This window comes from Paraburkholderia xenovorans LB400 (assembly GCF_000013645.1).
Classification (GTDB): Bacteria; Pseudomonadota; Gammaproteobacteria; order Burkholderiales; family Burkholderiaceae; genus Paraburkholderia; species Paraburkholderia xenovorans.
Genome location: NC_007952.1, coordinates 2,918,725 through 2,933,322 on the forward strand (window position 1 = coordinate 2,918,725; position 14,598 = coordinate 2,933,322).

14 protein-coding genes and 1 pseudogene are annotated in these 14,598 nt (G+C 61.5%); 6 read left to right on the forward strand and 9 right to left on the reverse strand.

Going from position 1 to position 14,598, the window contains the following annotated elements; all coding sequences use genetic code 11:
* Position 1 precedes the first annotated feature (1 nt).
* Entirely contained in the window at positions 2 to 1,933 is a 1,932-nt protein-coding gene (locus BXE_RS34835) for a putative bifunctional diguanylate cyclase/phosphodiesterase (RefSeq protein WP_011492815.1), read from the reverse strand.
* A gap of 28 nt (positions 1,934 to 1,961) precedes the next feature.
* Positions 1,962 to 2,150, reverse strand: a complete 189-nt coding sequence (locus tag BXE_RS46740; protein ID WP_158340987.1) for a hypothetical protein — start codon at positions 2,148 to 2,150, stop codon at positions 1,962 to 1,964.
* A 36-nt stretch (positions 2,151 to 2,186) separates the two neighbouring features.
* On the opposite strand from BXE_RS46740, the pseudogene BXE_RS47450 reads away from it, so the two are divergent.
* The 3 genes and pseudogenes from BXE_RS47450 to trpS form a co-directional block, all read left to right on the forward strand.
* A pseudogene (locus tag BXE_RS47450) lies at positions 2,187 to 2,397 on the forward strand (aldehyde dehydrogenase family protein); the annotation flags it as partial.
* A 248-nt stretch (positions 2,398 to 2,645) separates the two neighbouring features.
* Positions 2,646 to 2,984 (forward strand): hypothetical protein, encoded by a 339-nt coding sequence (locus BXE_RS34840; RefSeq protein ID WP_011492816.1) that lies wholly within the window; start codon positions 2,646 to 2,648, stop codon positions 2,982 to 2,984.
* Between the two features lie 238 nt (positions 2,985 to 3,222).
* On the forward strand, positions 3,223 to 4,251 hold the full coding sequence (trpS, locus tag BXE_RS34845) for a tryptophan--tRNA ligase (protein WP_011492817.1): 1,029 nt from the start codon (positions 3,223 to 3,225) through the stop codon (positions 4,249 to 4,251).
* A gap of 77 nt (positions 4,252 to 4,328) precedes the next feature.
* On the opposite strand, the gene BXE_RS34850 is transcribed toward trpS, so the two are convergent.
* The 4 genes from BXE_RS34850 to BXE_RS34865 form a co-directional block, all read right to left on the reverse strand.
* Positions 4,329 to 4,640 carry a hypothetical protein gene (locus tag BXE_RS34850; protein ID WP_007178325.1) on the reverse strand — a complete coding sequence of 104 codons (312 nt, stop codon included), beginning with the start codon at positions 4,638 to 4,640 and terminating at the stop codon, positions 4,329 to 4,331.
* A 145-nt stretch (positions 4,641 to 4,785) separates the two neighbouring features.
* Positions 4,786 to 5,430, reverse strand: coding sequence for a UdgX family uracil-DNA binding protein (locus BXE_RS34855; protein ID WP_011492818.1), 645 nt, complete (start codon positions 5,428 to 5,430; stop codon positions 4,786 to 4,788).
* Between the two features lie 84 nt (positions 5,431 to 5,514).
* Positions 5,515 to 5,922, reverse strand: a complete 408-nt coding sequence (locus tag BXE_RS34860) for a GFA family protein (RefSeq protein WP_011492819.1) — start codon at positions 5,920 to 5,922, stop codon at positions 5,515 to 5,517.
* 164 nt (positions 5,923 to 6,086) lie between these two features.
* Positions 6,087 to 6,998 (reverse strand): AraC family transcriptional regulator, encoded by a 912-nt coding sequence (locus BXE_RS34865; protein ID WP_011492820.1) that lies wholly within the window; start codon positions 6,996 to 6,998, stop codon positions 6,087 to 6,089.
* A gap of 98 nt (positions 6,999 to 7,096) precedes the next feature.
* On the opposite strand from BXE_RS34865, the gene BXE_RS34870 reads away from it, so the two are divergent.
* Positions 7,097 to 7,840, forward strand: a complete 744-nt coding sequence (locus BXE_RS34870) for an SDR family oxidoreductase (RefSeq protein WP_040124363.1) — start codon at positions 7,097 to 7,099, stop codon at positions 7,838 to 7,840.
* A 24-nt stretch (positions 7,841 to 7,864) separates the two neighbouring features.
* Here the strand turns inward: BXE_RS34870 and BXE_RS34875 are convergent, their stop codons facing one another.
* Complete coding sequence (locus tag BXE_RS34875; protein WP_011492822.1) at positions 7,865 to 8,569, reverse strand: SDR family NAD(P)-dependent oxidoreductase; 705 nt, start codon at positions 8,567 to 8,569, stop codon at positions 7,865 to 7,867.
* 174 nt (positions 8,570 to 8,743) lie between these two features.
* Here BXE_RS34875 and BXE_RS34880 point away from each other — a divergent pair, with 174 nt between their 5' ends.
* On the forward strand, positions 8,744 to 9,658 hold the full coding sequence (locus BXE_RS34880; RefSeq protein WP_040125167.1) for a LysR family transcriptional regulator: 915 nt from the start codon (positions 8,744 to 8,746) through the stop codon (positions 9,656 to 9,658).
* Between the two features lie 46 nt (positions 9,659 to 9,704).
* Here BXE_RS34880 and BXE_RS34885 read toward each other — a convergent pair whose 3' ends face one another.
* Entirely contained in the window at positions 9,705 to 10,478 is a 774-nt protein-coding gene (locus BXE_RS34885) for an FAD-dependent oxidoreductase (RefSeq protein ID WP_011492824.1), read from the reverse strand.
* 96 nt (positions 10,479 to 10,574) lie between these two features.
* Between BXE_RS34885 and BXE_RS34890 the strand changes: the two genes are divergently transcribed.
* Positions 10,575 to 12,089: an acetyl-CoA hydrolase/transferase family protein gene (locus BXE_RS34890; RefSeq protein WP_011492825.1), complete on the forward strand. Its 1,515-nt coding sequence runs from the start codon at positions 10,575 to 10,577 to the stop codon at positions 12,087 to 12,089.
* Between the two features lie 97 nt (positions 12,090 to 12,186).
* Here the strand turns inward: BXE_RS34890 and BXE_RS34895 are convergent, their stop codons facing one another.
* Positions 12,187 to 14,370 (reverse strand): FUSC family protein, encoded by a 2,184-nt coding sequence (locus BXE_RS34895; protein ID WP_011492826.1) that lies wholly within the window; start codon positions 14,368 to 14,370, stop codon positions 12,187 to 12,189.
* Positions 14,371 to 14,598 lie beyond the last annotated feature (228 nt).

The window sequence follows — 14,598 nt, forward strand, 5'->3', positions numbered from 1 at the left end:
CTCATTCCTTCGCGGAATGTGTGGCAGTGTTTTCTTCGATCTGCGCGATCTCATGCCCTTGCACCGGCCTGCCAAGCAGAAAACCCTGAGCATGCGTGCATCCGCATACGCGCACGAAGTCCAGTTGCTCCTGCGTTTCGATGCCTTCCGCCGTAGTCGGCAAGCCGATTTCTCGCGCCAATGCCACGATCCCGCGTACCACCGCGGCGGATTCCCGACGATGCACGGACTCCTTGACGAATGAGCTGTCTATCTTGAGCTCGTCGAATGAGAAACGCACGAGGGTCGACATGGTCGAAAAGCCTGTGCCGAAATCGTCGAGTGCGAGGCCGATGCCCAACGCTCGCAGCCGCGCGACGTTGCGCCGGGTCACGACGTCGTCATTCAACAATACGGTTTCCGTGACCTCGATATTCAGACGCTGCGGCGGCAGTCTGGTCTTGCGAAGAATCCCCGCGACAGTCGAAGCAAACGACTCCTCCCTCAATTGCACCGGCGACACGTTGACGGCGACGGTGACCTTGTCGCGCCAGGTCACCGCTTCCTTGCACGACTGCAGCAAAGCCCACTGTCCCAACGCCAGAATAAGGCCTGTGCGTTCGGCAGTAGGAATGAATGAGGAGGGCGGGAGTTCGCCGCGGGTCGGGTGGGTCCAGCGTATCAGCGCCTCGCGGCCGCACACCGCGCCGCTGCTGAGATCGACAATGGGCTGATACTCCATGCGCAAGCCGCTGAACGAATGCAGCGCGCCTTCCAGATCGCTGCGCAGCAGGCTCAGGCTTTCATCCGACGCGTGCCTGGTGCCATCGAAAATGGCAAACGCGCTCTTGCCGCTGCGTTTCACGGCATATAAAGCGCGATCGGCGCAAATCAGCAACTGCGGACCGGTTCTCGCGTGGTCGGGATAGAGCGAGACGCCTACGCTCGCGCCGATATGCACCAGCGCCTCGCGCAGCGCGAACGGGCGCGCCAGTGTTTTCACGATGCGATCCGCGAGAATCCGGACGTCGCGCGCCTGCCCCGCGCCATCGCAAAGCGCCACGAACTCGTCGCCGGCGAGGCGCCCGACGAGATCGCCGCTCGGCAATACTTCGCGCAATCGGATAGCCGCTTCCTGAAGAATCTGATCGCCGGCCGCGTGGCCGAGACTGTCGTTGATGGCCTTGAATCCGTCCAGATCGATCAGTAAAACAGCAAACGACTGGTCTCTGCTGACCGCGCCCATCTCGGTGCGCTCCAGCAGCAGCTCGCTGAGACGCGCGCGGTTAGGCAAGCCCGTGAGGCTGTCGTGATGAGCGAGACGATGGCTGCTTTCCCGTGCCAGAAGCAACGCCACCGTGTCGCGATTGCTGCGCAGCGCAACCGTAAAAAAGCCGGCGGCGCAGAAAGGAGCCTGAAACAGCAGCACCAGTTTGCCTGAACCGGGAGAGAGCGCCGCGCCGAGCGCCAATGGCAAAAGAATAAAGGTGATCTGCAGCATGACGAGCCGGGGCGTACCCGCATTCCGTCCGGCCAATCCGCCGATAACGCCCACTGCGCACACGTTGCCGAGCAGGAATAGCGTTTGATCTCCACTGACATTGCAGAGCAGCGCGCCGAAACCGAACAGCGCGCTCCAGAGCAGGCTCGCAAACAGAAATGCCGAGGTGGGGGTCGGCTCGCTGCTGGCACTGCGCGAGCAGCACAACCAGATCAACGCGAGCCGGGCGATCAGCAACGCGACGACTGCGCTGCCCCAAACGGCGTAAAGGGGGCGTGGATGAAGGTAGTAAGCAGTTGCGCAGACGCTGATTTCACAGACCGACGCAAACACGATCGACGAGGTTCGCGTGAACAGGTTGGCCAGCAATATCTGCCGATTGTCCGCGCTCAGACTCTGGGAGGAAGAGACGACCCACCTGAAAAATGGAGACCCTGGTTCGCTGAAAGCCATGACCTGCGCATTTTTAGTGGTTGATGGATCAGAAACGGCGTGTTTGCAGGTATTGCGAAAAACGTAAAGTAGCAGGTTTATTCGACTGAGGAAATGGCCGGGTCATCGAGAGGAAGAAAAAATTACGGATCGGCGCGATTCGTGGCTTGGCGGGCTCATCGTGCAACACGCGGCTTGCGCTTTGCCGCCCCCGCGTGATCACGGTATGCATCGGCATGTTTGCGAATCATGTCGATGAGCGCCTGCAATCCGGTTCGATCAAGCCGTGTCTCTCGCCATTCAGGCCGGGTTGATGAACAGCGGGCAGGCTGTATCGCGGGCACTCGCATTCTGGTGCCGCGGCATCGCTCGCGGACTTCGAAACGCGCGTGCAGGAAGAGGTCGCACATATTCAGGCCGGCGATCCACGCGATCCGAAAACCACCGTCGGCCCAACGGTCAGCCACAAACAGCGGGAGGGCGTGAATACGGCACGTCCGGGCTCGAAGCGTTTCTCGAACCCAAGTCGGTGCTTGGCGTTTTCTGACCATTTGCGCCAGGCTGATCGCCTTGAGGTGGCGGACAAACTCCGTCGTGTCCGAGCTCCCAAAGCCCGACGGTATCGTGCAAGACCTTCTGGATGAGTCGAGTATCGATGTACGATGCCGTATAGTGGATGCACCGCTGATCTCCAGCGGCCTGCCCGTACATTGGCGCGATGGGGGACCACAAGATGACAGCCGCAAATACATCGATGAACGGGTCTCACGAACCCGTGCCGGAGTCGCTGCAGACCTTGGTCGAATATCTCGAACTCTCGCTCGACAAGGCGGCAAGCGTGGTAATGACGCGCCATACGGCCGACGCCTGCACCGTCTACCTGGGCGATCCGGCCGGCCTGCTCGAAGAAATGAAGAAGCTCGGCACTATTGCCATTCCGCTCGCCAATGACATGCTGGAACTGACCCGCTCGGGCGTCAACGAGATGGAGATTGGCGGCCAGGCCTACCGCTTCGTTCGCACTTTCACGCAGGTCGAGAACGCCGCGGCAGTCGTTTTCTCCGCGGCCTAGGAGTGGCGCGACACGCCGGCCAACAACGCAATCCGGGGCGCCGTTGACGGCACGGCGAGCCGCCGCGTTATACTCTCTGCATGAATACGAAGCCGATCACGCTGAATTGTTGGTGGCGCGCCTGACCCAGGCGGCCCGTTTCCACTCGACCATCGAAACGTGATGCCGCCAGTCCTGGCGGCATTTTCATTTCTGCGCGCTGACGGCTGGTGGTATCGACAAACGCAGAACCCAGACCATGACAGACGCAAACCAGACCACGAATCCACCCATCATCCTCACCGGCGACCGCACCACCGGCCCGCTGCATCTTGGCCACTACATCGGCTCGTTGCGCTCGCGCGTGCAGCTTCAGCACGAGGCGCAGCAATTCCTGCTGCTTGCCGACGCGCAGGCCATGACCGACAACGTCGGCCGCCATCAGAAAGTCACTGAAAACGTGATCGAAGTCGCGCTCGACTATCTCGCGGTCGGTATCGACCCGGCCAAATCGACTATTTTCATTCAGTCGCAGGTGCCGGAACTCGCGGAATTGACCCAGTATCTGCTCAATCTCGTGACGGTCGCGCGCCTCGAGCGCAACCCGACCATCAAGGCGGAAATCGTGCTTCGCGGTTTCGAGCGCGACATCCCCGCCGGCTTTCTGACATATCCGGTCAGCCAGGCCGCCGACATCACCGCGTTCAAGGCGACGCGCGTACCTGTCGGCGACGATCAGTTGCCGATGATCGAACAAACCAATGAACTGGTGCGCCGTTTCAATAACACAGTCGACAAACAGGTGCTGGTCGAATGCGAAGCGGTGCTCTCACACGTCGCGCGGCTGCCGGGCATCGACGGCAAAGCCAAGATGAGCAAGTCGCTGGGGAATGCGATTACGCTGGGCGCGAGCCCGGACGAAATTACCAAGGCCGTGAACAACATGTACACGGACCCTAACCATTTGCGCGTCAGCGACCCGGGCCAGGTGGAAGGCAACGTGGTGTTCGCGTTCCTCGACGCCTTCGAGCCGGACGTACCGAAGGTCGACGAGCTCAAGGCGCACTACCGCCGCGGCGGTCTCGGCGACAGCGTGGTCAAGCGCGTGCTCAACGAGCAGCTGCAATCGATGCTCGCCCCCATTCGCGAGCGCCGCCGCGAATTCGAAGCGGACCGCGCAGAGGTGCTGAACGTGCTGCGCCGCGGGACCCTGCGGGCACGGGAAGTGGCAGGCGCGACCGTGTCGGAAGTGAAAGGCGCGCTCGGCCTGAATTACTTCCAGAGCTGAGCGAAGCGCGGCGGGGCGAGGCGCCGCGGGGCGAGGCGGGACGCGGTGCCGTATAGCCGGGAGCCCGCCTTGCCGGTCTACGGTTTGCCTTTCAGGGTGAACGGAGCCAGCAGCGACTGGACATCGACCCGCTGCCCCTGAAGCAGAAGCAACCTCGCGTGAAGCACCGTGTTTTCGAGCACGAGCTTGGCGGTACTCAGCAGATACAGCGCGTGAATGTCGGACACCGACAGGTTGCCGGATTCGACCTGGTGGTGGCGCTCGACGAGAGAGGTCATCACAAGACGCCGGAGTTCCTGCTCTCCGAAAGGAAGGTCGGCGTAGTCGATCGGGTCGTCGGCTTCGACTTCTCTCAGCATGTCAACAAGCGCTTCTGTGCTCACTTCCATGTTTCGGCTCCCACGTTGTCGGTCAGGAACAGCATCGCCAAACTATGTCCAACACGCTCAGACTACCGGGTCTGATTGTGGGAGTCCAGCGCGAGGGGGTACGTTATGCGACCCGCGCCAAGCCGACTGGCCGACGCGAGTGCGATCACTTATGCCCTAGCTTGTCCGCCGTCTGGAGCGCCGCAACGATTGTGTCATAGACATGTCGACGGGTTTCGGGATCCGGCGCGCGCAGTGCGAATGACGGATGATAGGTCGCCACGACCAGGTGCTCGCCGTGCCCGATCGTTTTGCCGAGCGCGTCCTGTAACCGCGCATGTGAATCGTCCAGTACCGCTTTTAACGCCGTGGCGCCCAAAGCAACGATCACGCGTGCCCTTACCGTGCGCAGTTCCTGTTCAAGCCAGTATCCGCATGCCTCGATCTCTCGCTGCCCCGGCGTTTTGTGCATGCGGCGCTTGCCGCGCGGCGTCCATTTGAAATGTTTGACCGCATTCGTGACGTAGACGTCTTTACGCTTCAGTCCGGCCTCTTCGAGCGCTTTATCCAGCAATGCGCCAGCCGGTCCGACGAAAGGCCTGCCCTGCAGATCTTCGGCGTCCCCCGGCTGCTCGCCGACCAGCATGATCGACGCGCGCCGCGGTCCTTCGCCGGGCACTGCCTGCGTCGCGTTACGCCATAACGTGCAGCGGCGGCATTCGTCCAATGTCGCCGGCTGCTGGTCGCGCTCGACATCCGGATCGGATTGAGCGCTGCTACGCGAACGTCTGGTTTGTTTGTCGTCGGCCATAGTCGGCAATCTCCGCCTGCGTCGCCAGCAAGGCGCGGACCCGGCCGATCAATCCACGGGCCTTGCGCCGCGCACATTCGCGTGCTACTTCGGCCTGCCCTCTTCGTATTCGGTGCGCACGCCCACAGGCAGCCACGGCTCCTTGTGGCAACACCAGAGTTCGTAGACCGGCTCAAAAAGACCCACGCGATCGAAGCCGCCGAGCGGCACATCCAGTTCGTCGCTATCGAGGAATTCCATGAACGCGGCCGAGCCACACGTGGGGCAAAAATGTCTGCGAGCGCCAGGCGAACTCTGCCACGCCTGAGTTGGGCCGGTGAATTCCACGGCGCTGCGCTCGAACATGGCATAACCGCCGAACACATTGCCGTGTATGCGCCGACAGGTCATGCAGTGGCAAATCGACACTCGCCTCGGTTGCGCGCTGACACGGAATCGCACTGAGCCGCACGCACATCCGCCGGTTTCTTCGAAGGCTTCGCTTGCTGTCATTACATACCCTCCTTTGCAAACCATTCTCACGCTCGTCCACAGTCTCGACGATACGGGATCGATGTCGAGACTGCACGTACCCGCTCGCCATCTGCCAGCAATCGGCGAGCCGTAATCCTGGTTGAAGTCGAAGCCTCGGCATACAGGCATTCACCCCGCTCGCATTACGGCGCTGGCGTGTCCATCTGCTGCTGTGCGTATTGAGTCGGCGGTAGTCCGACATGGCGGGTGAATGCGACGCTGAATGCGCTCGCCGAACTGTAACCGACACGTTCAGCAACATTCGCGACGCCGCCTTCTTTTCGTCGCAGCAACTTCTTGGCCAACGCCATGCGCCAGGACAACAGATATTCCATCGGAGCGACGCCCACTGCGCGGCTGAAGCGCTCGAAAAACGCCGAGCGTGAAAGTGCTGCCGTATTCGCCAGTTGCGCAACCGTCCAGCGCTTCTGGGGACTCTCGTGCATCTGACGTATCGCAAGGGCGAGCCGCGCGTCGCCGAGTCCGCGCACAAGGCCGGGCGACGCCGCGGTTCCCGCCAACCGCAGCGCCTCGATGAACAGAACCTCCAGCAGACGGGCGAGGACGACGTCCCGCGCGGGACGCTGCTCGCGAGACTCTTCCCGCACGAGCTTCACCAGCGTGGCCAGCCTGCGTTCGCCGCGAACATGCACGAAGTCGGGGAGAAGCGACACCAGCAAGGCCGCGTCGGGTGAACCGAACACGCAATGGCCTACCAGCAGTTGAACGTCAGACGGCCCGTTTCCGTCGCCAAGCCTGAATCCGCCATCGAGCAGCGCCACAGGCACGGTATCGACACCCTCGGCTTCGGGCGGCTCGAGGCTCGACATCGTGAAGTCGTACACCTCCGGAATCAGAACGAAGTCGTCGGTCTGCAGGATGATCGGCTCGCGCCCGTTGGTGACGAGGCGGCATGATCCGTCGAGAATCACGCAGTAGAACGGTTGTCCGGCTTCCGAGCGGTGAACGCGCCAGCGACCCGCGCCGCTGACGACCTTCGAAAAGGCGGCGACCGGCTGGAGCAGCGTGACGACCTCCGCAAGCGGGTCGACCATAACCGGACTCCTTCTAATGAAACCTGGACGCTCGATTGTAGCAAGTCCGGCGGTGACGACTTATGGTGTGGGTACTGCCACGTTCTACAGGAGTCGCCATGAAAACCGTCCTGATCACCGGATGTTCGTCCGGATTCGGCCTCGAAACCGCTCGCTATTTCCTCGACCGCGACTGGTGCGTCATCGCCACGATGCGCACGCCGCGAGCGGATGTTCTGCCTCCCTCGGAGCGTCTGCGAGTGCTCGCGCTCGATGTCACGGATCCGGAAAGCATCCGCCAGGCGGTGGATGCGGCCGGGCCGATCGACGTCCTCGTCAACAACGCGGGAATTGGCGTGCTGAACGCGCTCGAAGGCACGTCGATGGAGACCGCGCGCGAAGTCTTCGAAACGAACACGCTCGGCACGATCGCCATGACCCAGGCGGTTCTGCCGCAGTTCCGGCAACGGAAGGAAGGCGTTATCGTCAACGTCACGTCGAGCGTGACATTGAGGCCGCTCCATCTGCTCTCCGTGTACACCGCCAGCAAGGCGGCGATCAACGCGTTCTCCGAATCCGTTGCTCTCGAACTCGAACCGTTCAATGTGCGAGTGCGCCTGGTTCTGCCGGGACGGGCGCCAGAGACGCGCTTCGGCGAAAACGCGCAGTCGCGGATGCAAGGGGGGTTTCCCGAAGCTTACGCGGCCCTGGCGCAGCGCGTCTTCGACCACTGGCAGCAGGAGACGGCGGTCACGCGCTCGCTCGACGTAGCGGAAGCGGTATGGCACGCAGCGAACGACCCATCGAGTCCCGCTCGGATCGCCGCCGGCGCCGACGCTATAGCATGGGCCAATTCACGGTGAGCTGAAATTGCGTTGCGCGGTCCGTCACCAGGGAACGGTTTTTCCCAGATAGTCGAGGTAATGCAAGCCGGCGCGTCCTTCATAAGCCTCGATCGTGTTGACCAGGTTCGGAATGCTTTCTTCAATGGTCAGGCGCGCCGTAGGACCACCCATGTCTGTCTGGACCCAGCCGGGCGCCATGATCAGAAGGGTCCGCGGATACCCGGCGCTGCGGGCCGCGAACGTACGCATAAACATATTGAGCGCGGCCTTGCTCCCCCTGTAGACTTCATAATTCGCGTTGGTGGCGTTGGTGATACTGCCCTGCCCCGATGACATGACACCGATAGTTCCCGTCGGCGGCACGAGATCCTGAAACGCTTCGATGACTCTCATCGGACTCAGCGAGTTCGTTACCATCACCCGCACGAATTCCTCGGTCGAAACGTCCGCTATCGTTTCACGGTCGTCGTTCTTGACGCCTGCATTCACAAACAACACGTCTATGCGCCGATCGGCAAGACGGGCGCGTAAAGCTGCAACCTGCTCCGGAACCGTGATATCGACAGTTTCCACTTCGAGCGCGCCGGCAGAGGCTTCGGCGGCCCGCCGAAGCTTTTCTGTCGAGGCGGCTCGCCCGGTGGCGATGACACGGTAGCCGCGCTTCAGATATTCCTCGACCATTGCCAATCCAAGGCCGCGGGAGGCACCGACAATGAGAACGGTTTTCTGCGAAGGTGTGTCTTGCATCGGTAGCTCCGGTAAATGAGGCCACCCCCGAGCATGAAAGCAGCGGGAGCGCTCCTCTTGAGTGAGTCGCACAAACCAATATAGTGGTACACGGGGGATGGCGGAAGCCGCGCTGAATGCAACTCATCCATGCATCAGACGCCATACCTCAACTCTGCTAACTACGATCAAGAGATGCCTGAACCGGACCTCAACCTCCTTTTCGCGCTCGATGCGCTGCTCACCGAGAAAAACGTGACGCGCGCCGCCCGGTCGTTGCATTTGAGCGCTTCGGCCATGAGTCGCACGCTTACCCGTCTTCGCGCTGCGACTGGCGATCCCTTGCTCGTCCGGGCCGGGCGCCAGATGGTGCTGACCGCCTATGCCGAGGGGATTCGGGAGCAGACGAAAAATATCGTTCGTGAGGCGCGTTCCCTGCTCCAGCCGTCGCCGGCGACGCCGGATTTTTCAACGCTGCGTAGAACGCTTAAGATTCGTGCCAATGAAGCTTTCGTGGAAGCGTTCGGTGCACCGCTGATTGCTGAAGTGATTGCACTTGCGCCGCATGTGCGTTTGCACTTTTCGTCCAGATCGGAAAGGAACGCGGAATATCTGCGGAACGGCTCCGCCGATCTTGAGATTGGCGTACTGGAAGGAATGGGGCCGGAGGTCCGCGTCCAGGCATTGTTTCGGGACCGCTATCTGGGCGTTGTCAGAAACGGGCATCCGCTCGAAGCGGAACAGGAAGTGACCATCGGGCAGTACGCAGCGTTTGGCCACGTGGTCGCCCCGCACGGCCGCCAGATCATCGACTCGCTTGACGCTGCAATTGCCCTGTCAGGTTTTGAACGAACAACCGTAGCGATCGTGCCAAGCTTTCCCGCAGCATTGGCGGTGGCTAGAGCGTCCGATCTGATAGCGCTGCTGCCTGCGTCTTTCATGAACAGCCAGTACGACTTATCCATTGCCGTCTGTTCTTTTGAGCTTCCTGTGGCGACTGATCGCTTTACGATTTCTCAAATGTGGCATCCCCGTTTGGAGAATGACCCTGTTCATCGTTGGCTTCGGCAACTGGTTCTCACCGTGTGTCGTCAGCGGGTACCGCTCTGAACGCACATGATCGGTTTCGGGAAAGCGTTGCCCTCATCCGCTCACTTCAACCAGCGCCAGCGGACGCCTCGTGCGCCGACCGGTGACGACGATAGAGTTCGAGCGTGAGCGCCTGCCCGTCGTGCGATAGAAACGTCGCGGCTCCTTCGGCGGAACCTTCAGCGGACTCTGCAACACGCGCGAACATCGACGCCTCGTATTCCATCACGGCGTCGTCCCAAGGCGAGTCCGTAGCCAGCAATCGCGCAAGTTCGGCCGCGTCGAGCATGGCGTTATTCACGCCTTCTCCGCCGAAGGGTGACATGACATGCGCCGCATCACCGATCAGCGTAAGACCTTTTCGATGCGTCCAACAGTGCCCTACAGGCAGGGCATGGATCGGCCGTATTGCAAAATGCTCGTTACTGGCTCGAAACAGATCGAGGATCTCGTCGGCAAATCCCGAGTACTCGCGTATCAACCCTTCGCGAACGGCTTTAGGCGATGTGAAATCGAAGCGACGCTCCACCCAGCCAGGCGGAACGCGCAAGATCGCGTAGCCCCGGAAGTGCGAGTTGGCATTGCGCTGCACGATGAGTGCCTTGCCATTGCCCTCCACACTCATCTTGCCGCGTCCGACCAGGCACGCCAGCGCAGGATAGGAGCGGTCGACATCGTCGATACCGAATTCGACGAAACAAAGGCCGCTGTACTGCGGCGTCCAATATGACGAGCACCATGACAGCCGCGCCTGGCCCCGCCTGCCTTGATATGAGTCAATTGCCGCGCAAGCGATGCGCGCTACCGTCTCTTCTACCGTCCGCCACTTCACTGCGATCATGCGGGGTGTCCTGCCGGGATTGCCGAAGACATCCCCATTGCAGCCGGCGCGCGCGCTACCCGCGATTGTCCATCCTCCGTCAGGCGAATCCGAATCATGAGCTCCCCTCGCATTCTTTCTTCTGCGCTTCTTGCGCGCGTCTGCAGCGCCGACCAGGCGGCTTCGTTCATTCAGCCGGACATGACCGTCGCCATGAGCGGCTTTACGGGAGCGGGCTATCCCAAAGCGGTGCCTGGCGCGCTGGCAGGTCGCATCGAAGCCGCGCATGCGCGTGGCGAGGCATTCCGGATCAACGTGCTGACGGGAGCGTCGACCGCGCCGGAACTGGATGGCGTACTGGCACGCGCAAACGGCATCACCATGCGGCTGCCGTATCAGTCGGATCCCTTGTTGCGCGACAAAATCAACGCGGGCGAGATGGAATACCTCGATCTTCATCTGAGCCACGTCGCCCAGCACGCGTGGTTCGGTTTCTTCGGAAAGATAGACGTCGCCATTGTCGAAGTGAGCGGCATCCGCGAAGACGGACTGCTGGTTCCGTCGTCATCTGTCGGCAACAACAAGACATGGCTCGAACTGGCCGATAAAGTGATTCTGGAAGTCAACTCGCGTCAGCCGGCCGGGCTGGATGGCATGCACGACATTTACTACGGCACGGCACTGCCACCTCACCGCGTACCCATTCCGTTACTCACGCCCGGCGACAGGATCGGCGAGACCTACCTGCGTTGCGATCCGGACAAGGTCGTCGCGATCGTCGAAACCGATGCGCCGGACCGGAGCAACAGTTTCTCCCCACCCGACGCCACGTCGAAGCAGATTGCCGGGCACCTGATCGAATTCCTGCGTCATGAAGTGGCTCACGGCAGGCTGCCTGCGGGGCTGTTGCCACTGCAATCCGGCGTGGGCAACATCACGAATGCCGTGCTGGCGGAACTGGCGGAAGCCGGCTTCAAAGGACTGACTGCGTTCACCGAAGTGATTCAGGACGCCATGCTCGATTTGCTCGAGAACGGCACACTCAGCGTCGCCTCGGCCACCGCGCTTTCGTTGAGCCCGCCGGCGACGCTGCGTTTTGCTGAGGAAATCGACCGTTTGCGCGAGCGCATCGTCCTGCGGCCGCAGGAAATCAGCAATCACCCGGAACTCGTCAGGCGCCTCGGTTGCATTGCCATGAACGGCATGATCGAAGCGGACATCTACGGCAACGTCAATTCGACTCACGTAATGGGAAGCCGCATCCAGAACGGCATCGGTGGCTCGGGCGACTTCGCCCGCAATGGTTATCTCGCCTGTTTCATGTCCGCCAGCACCGCGAAGGGCGGCGACATTTCCCGGATCGTGCCGATGGCGAGCCACATCGACCATACCGAACACGACGTCTCGGTGATCGTGACCGAGCGGGGTCTTGCCGATTTGCGCGGCCTGTCGCCGAAGCAGCGCGCGCGTCAGGTGATTGCGAACTGCGCGCACCCGGACTATCGTCCGCTTCTCGAAGACTACTTCCAGCGCGCCTGCTCCAGCAGCTTCGGCAAGCACACTCCGCACCTTCTGGATGAATCGCTCGCGTGGCATGAGCGATATATCCGCACGGGTTCCATGAAGCCCTGAGAAAATCGCGTACCAGGTGCGCTACGAACCGTGGGACTGGATCATGCCCTGAACGCCGACGTGTCGATGTTCAGGGCATAGCTTCGAGTCCGCGCGCTCAGTCGCGCGGAAACGGCGCATCGCGATCCAGTAGTGCGGTCCGAACGAAATGCAGGCAACCGATAATCCTCAGCATGCGGTAGCGCTCCGCCGTATGAGGCTCCAGTTCTTCCAGATGCGTCTGTGCCGTGCTGATTGCCACGTTGACGGTCGCCAGCGCGCTTCTTAGATGCTTCGCATTGGGTTGATCGAACAGCACGGGCAGCGCGCGCACCGCCATATCAATCGACGCCAGCCAGCGAGGCTTTGGTGTGCGGCCACTTACGCCGGTCGCCAGTTGCAACTCGCCGCGCAGGTCGATGGTGGCGTGCCCCACTTCGAGTGTTGCCAGCATCCATTGCAAGGCGTCGCGGTGCCGATGCGATTGCGTGATGAGCAGCGTGCGCAATTGTGACATCAGGTCGTGGGTGCTCGACTGGAAACGCCCGTCGAGACCCGGCAGCGGCGCGGTGCACGCCATTGCGATTTGCCCCCTCAAATGACGCTTGATCTTCTCGACGAGCCAGGGCATCTGGGGCGGAAAGATCACCGCGAATGCGACTGCGCACAGCAGCATCGACACGAGAATGGAGAGCCCGTTGTTCATGAGAACGTCGGGCGCATAGTCGATCACGTTATCGGGGCCGGCCAGCAGGCAGAAGAAAACCGCGAAGCCGACACCGTAGGCCGCCGTTGACCGCCGCGCCATGAGAAACGCGCCGAGGCCGAGCGGCAACAGAAGCGCGGCGCACAACAGCGGAAAGCCGTCGATCTTCGGGTAGACGTAAGACAGGAACACGCAACCGAAGAGAAGCGAGAGCGCGGCCCCGGCGGCAATCTGCAAGGTGAATTTCGGCGGCACGGGCGAGGTCGAGCTCAGGGCGCAGGTGATGGCCGCGCCCGTTACCAGAAAGCTGCCACCCGGCCAGCCGGAGGCGATCCAGAACCAGCTTGCGGCGCCGACCGCCACGACCGTGCGAACGAATGCGAGTCCCACGACGTATGGACTGGTCTGCGGCTCGTACCGCGCGCGCGACTTGTCCAGCACATGCTTGCGCGAGTTGGCGAGCGAGAGGTAGATATCGCAGTACGACAGGAATTCACCGACGAACCGGTGGACCAGTTCCATCGCCGTGACGTAATCCAGCATGGAACGCGGCGCGACCCGTTCGATCTCCCGCTGCGTTTCGCGCGCACGCCGCGCGAGACCGGTCTGGAACGCCTTGATGCGCTCCATTAGCTCCGGCATCTCGGGCTCGCCTTTCTGCACCTTCCTGCCGACGTCCACGAGCAGCACGGACAGTTCATCAAGAAACGGGGAAATGGCCGCAATCGTTTCAGCGGCGCCGCTGCCGCGTAAGCGCTTGAGCAGTTGGTGCAGTGCATGCAGGCGAGCGCATGCATTCATGAAGTCGCTATTCAGGCGCGCTAGCCGCGCTGCCCGGGCGCGCATGTCGGGGTCTTCGTATGAGGCAAAGGTGCGCGTCGCCTCGAATCCGACGATCTCGTCGACAAGCGCCGCAAACCGCTTCTCGAACAGATCTACCGGCAATGCCGTCGACAACACGCCTGCGGCGAAATCGGTGAACTCGATAGTCCGCTGTTTCAGTGTGCGGAAGAGCGTGGTCGTCGCCTGAATCGGGAAGACGAGCGCGCTCACCGCGCTCGAACACAGAATCCCGATCGATACCTCGGCAGCGCGCGTCAAGGCGGCCAGAAAAAGCGCATTGGGCTGCATCAGCGCCGGAACACCGATCAGCGCCGCCGTATAACCGGCCAGTACGAAGCCGTACCAGCGAAAGTGGCGGTTTCGGACCGCCGCCGCTGTGCACACGCCTATCCAGCAGGTGAGGCCGAATAAATACAACTCCGGATCCTGCACACAGACGCCGGCCAGCAGAATCGCAAACACAGTGCCTACGGCTGTGCCGATCACCCGATAGAAACTCTTCGCGAGCACCATGCCGCTGACGGGCTGCATCAGAACGAAGACCGTGGTCATTGCGGTGCGCGGCTGCTGGAGGTCGAGCAGCATGGCAATGCCCAGCGCGAGCAGCGCCGCCGCAACCGTCTTGAACAGATGCAGCCAGATCAGCCCGTCGTTGAGCGCCCAATGGGACGATGCCTTTCTCGCCAGCCTCAGCCAGCGCGAAACGTCTGTTCTTTGGCTCAATGACGGACTACGTGAATATCGGATATCCATAGGAAAGCGCGGCGGTGGTTGCCCGTTGCGGAATTGCACCGCGTCGTGGCCTCATCCGGCGCCAAGGGAAAGACTTTGATTCTAGGACTGTCAAATACGTCTATTAAGCAGGTTTGCAAGGAACGTCCCTTGTCGCCAGGGTAACAATGCACCAGAATGGCCCATACACACCATTCCCCTGCCCACCCGCAGATGAAATCGGCCTGTGCGATCCATCCTCATTCACCA

Bases quoted from the DNA above. Each gene is read 5' to 3' on its own strand.
- BXE_RS34835 (WP_011492815.1), bottom strand. From the start codon at position 1,933: ATGGCTTTCAGCGAACCAGGGTCTCCATTTTTCAGGTGGGTCGTCTCT.
- BXE_RS46740 (WP_158340987.1), bottom strand. From the start codon at position 2,150: ATGCCGATGCATACCGTGATCACGCGGGGGCGGCAAAGCGCAAGCCGC.
- BXE_RS34840 (WP_011492816.1), top strand. From the start codon at position 2,646: ATGACAGCCGCAAATACATCGATGAACGGGTCTCACGAACCCGTGCCG.
- trpS (WP_011492817.1), top strand. From the start codon at position 3,223: ATGACAGACGCAAACCAGACCACGAATCCACCCATCATCCTCACCGGC.
- BXE_RS34850 (WP_007178325.1), bottom strand. From the start codon at position 4,640: ATGGAAGTGAGCACAGAAGCGCTTGTTGACATGCTGAGAGAAGTCGAA.
- BXE_RS34855 (WP_011492818.1), bottom strand. From the start codon at position 5,430: ATGGCCGACGACAAACAAACCAGACGTTCGCGTAGCAGCGCTCAATCC.
- BXE_RS34860 (WP_011492819.1), bottom strand. From the start codon at position 5,922: ATGACAGCAAGCGAAGCCTTCGAAGAAACCGGCGGATGTGCGTGCGGC.
- BXE_RS34865 (WP_011492820.1), bottom strand. From the start codon at position 6,998: ATGGTCGACCCGCTTGCGGAGGTCGTCACGCTGCTCCAGCCGGTCGCC.
- BXE_RS34870 (WP_040124363.1), top strand. From the start codon at position 7,097: ATGAAAACCGTCCTGATCACCGGATGTTCGTCCGGATTCGGCCTCGAA.
- BXE_RS34875 (WP_011492822.1), bottom strand. From the start codon at position 8,569: ATGCAAGACACACCTTCGCAGAAAACCGTTCTCATTGTCGGTGCCTCC.
- BXE_RS34880 (WP_040125167.1), top strand. From the start codon at position 8,744: ATGCCTGAACCGGACCTCAACCTCCTTTTCGCGCTCGATGCGCTGCTC.
- BXE_RS34885 (WP_011492824.1), bottom strand. From the start codon at position 10,478: ATGATCGCAGTGAAGTGGCGGACGGTAGAAGAGACGGTAGCGCGCATC.
- BXE_RS34890 (WP_011492825.1), top strand. From the start codon at position 10,575: ATGAGCTCCCCTCGCATTCTTTCTTCTGCGCTTCTTGCGCGCGTCTGC.
- BXE_RS34895 (WP_011492826.1), bottom strand. From the start codon at position 14,370: ATGGATATCCGATATTCACGTAGTCCGTCATTGAGCCAAAGAACAGAC.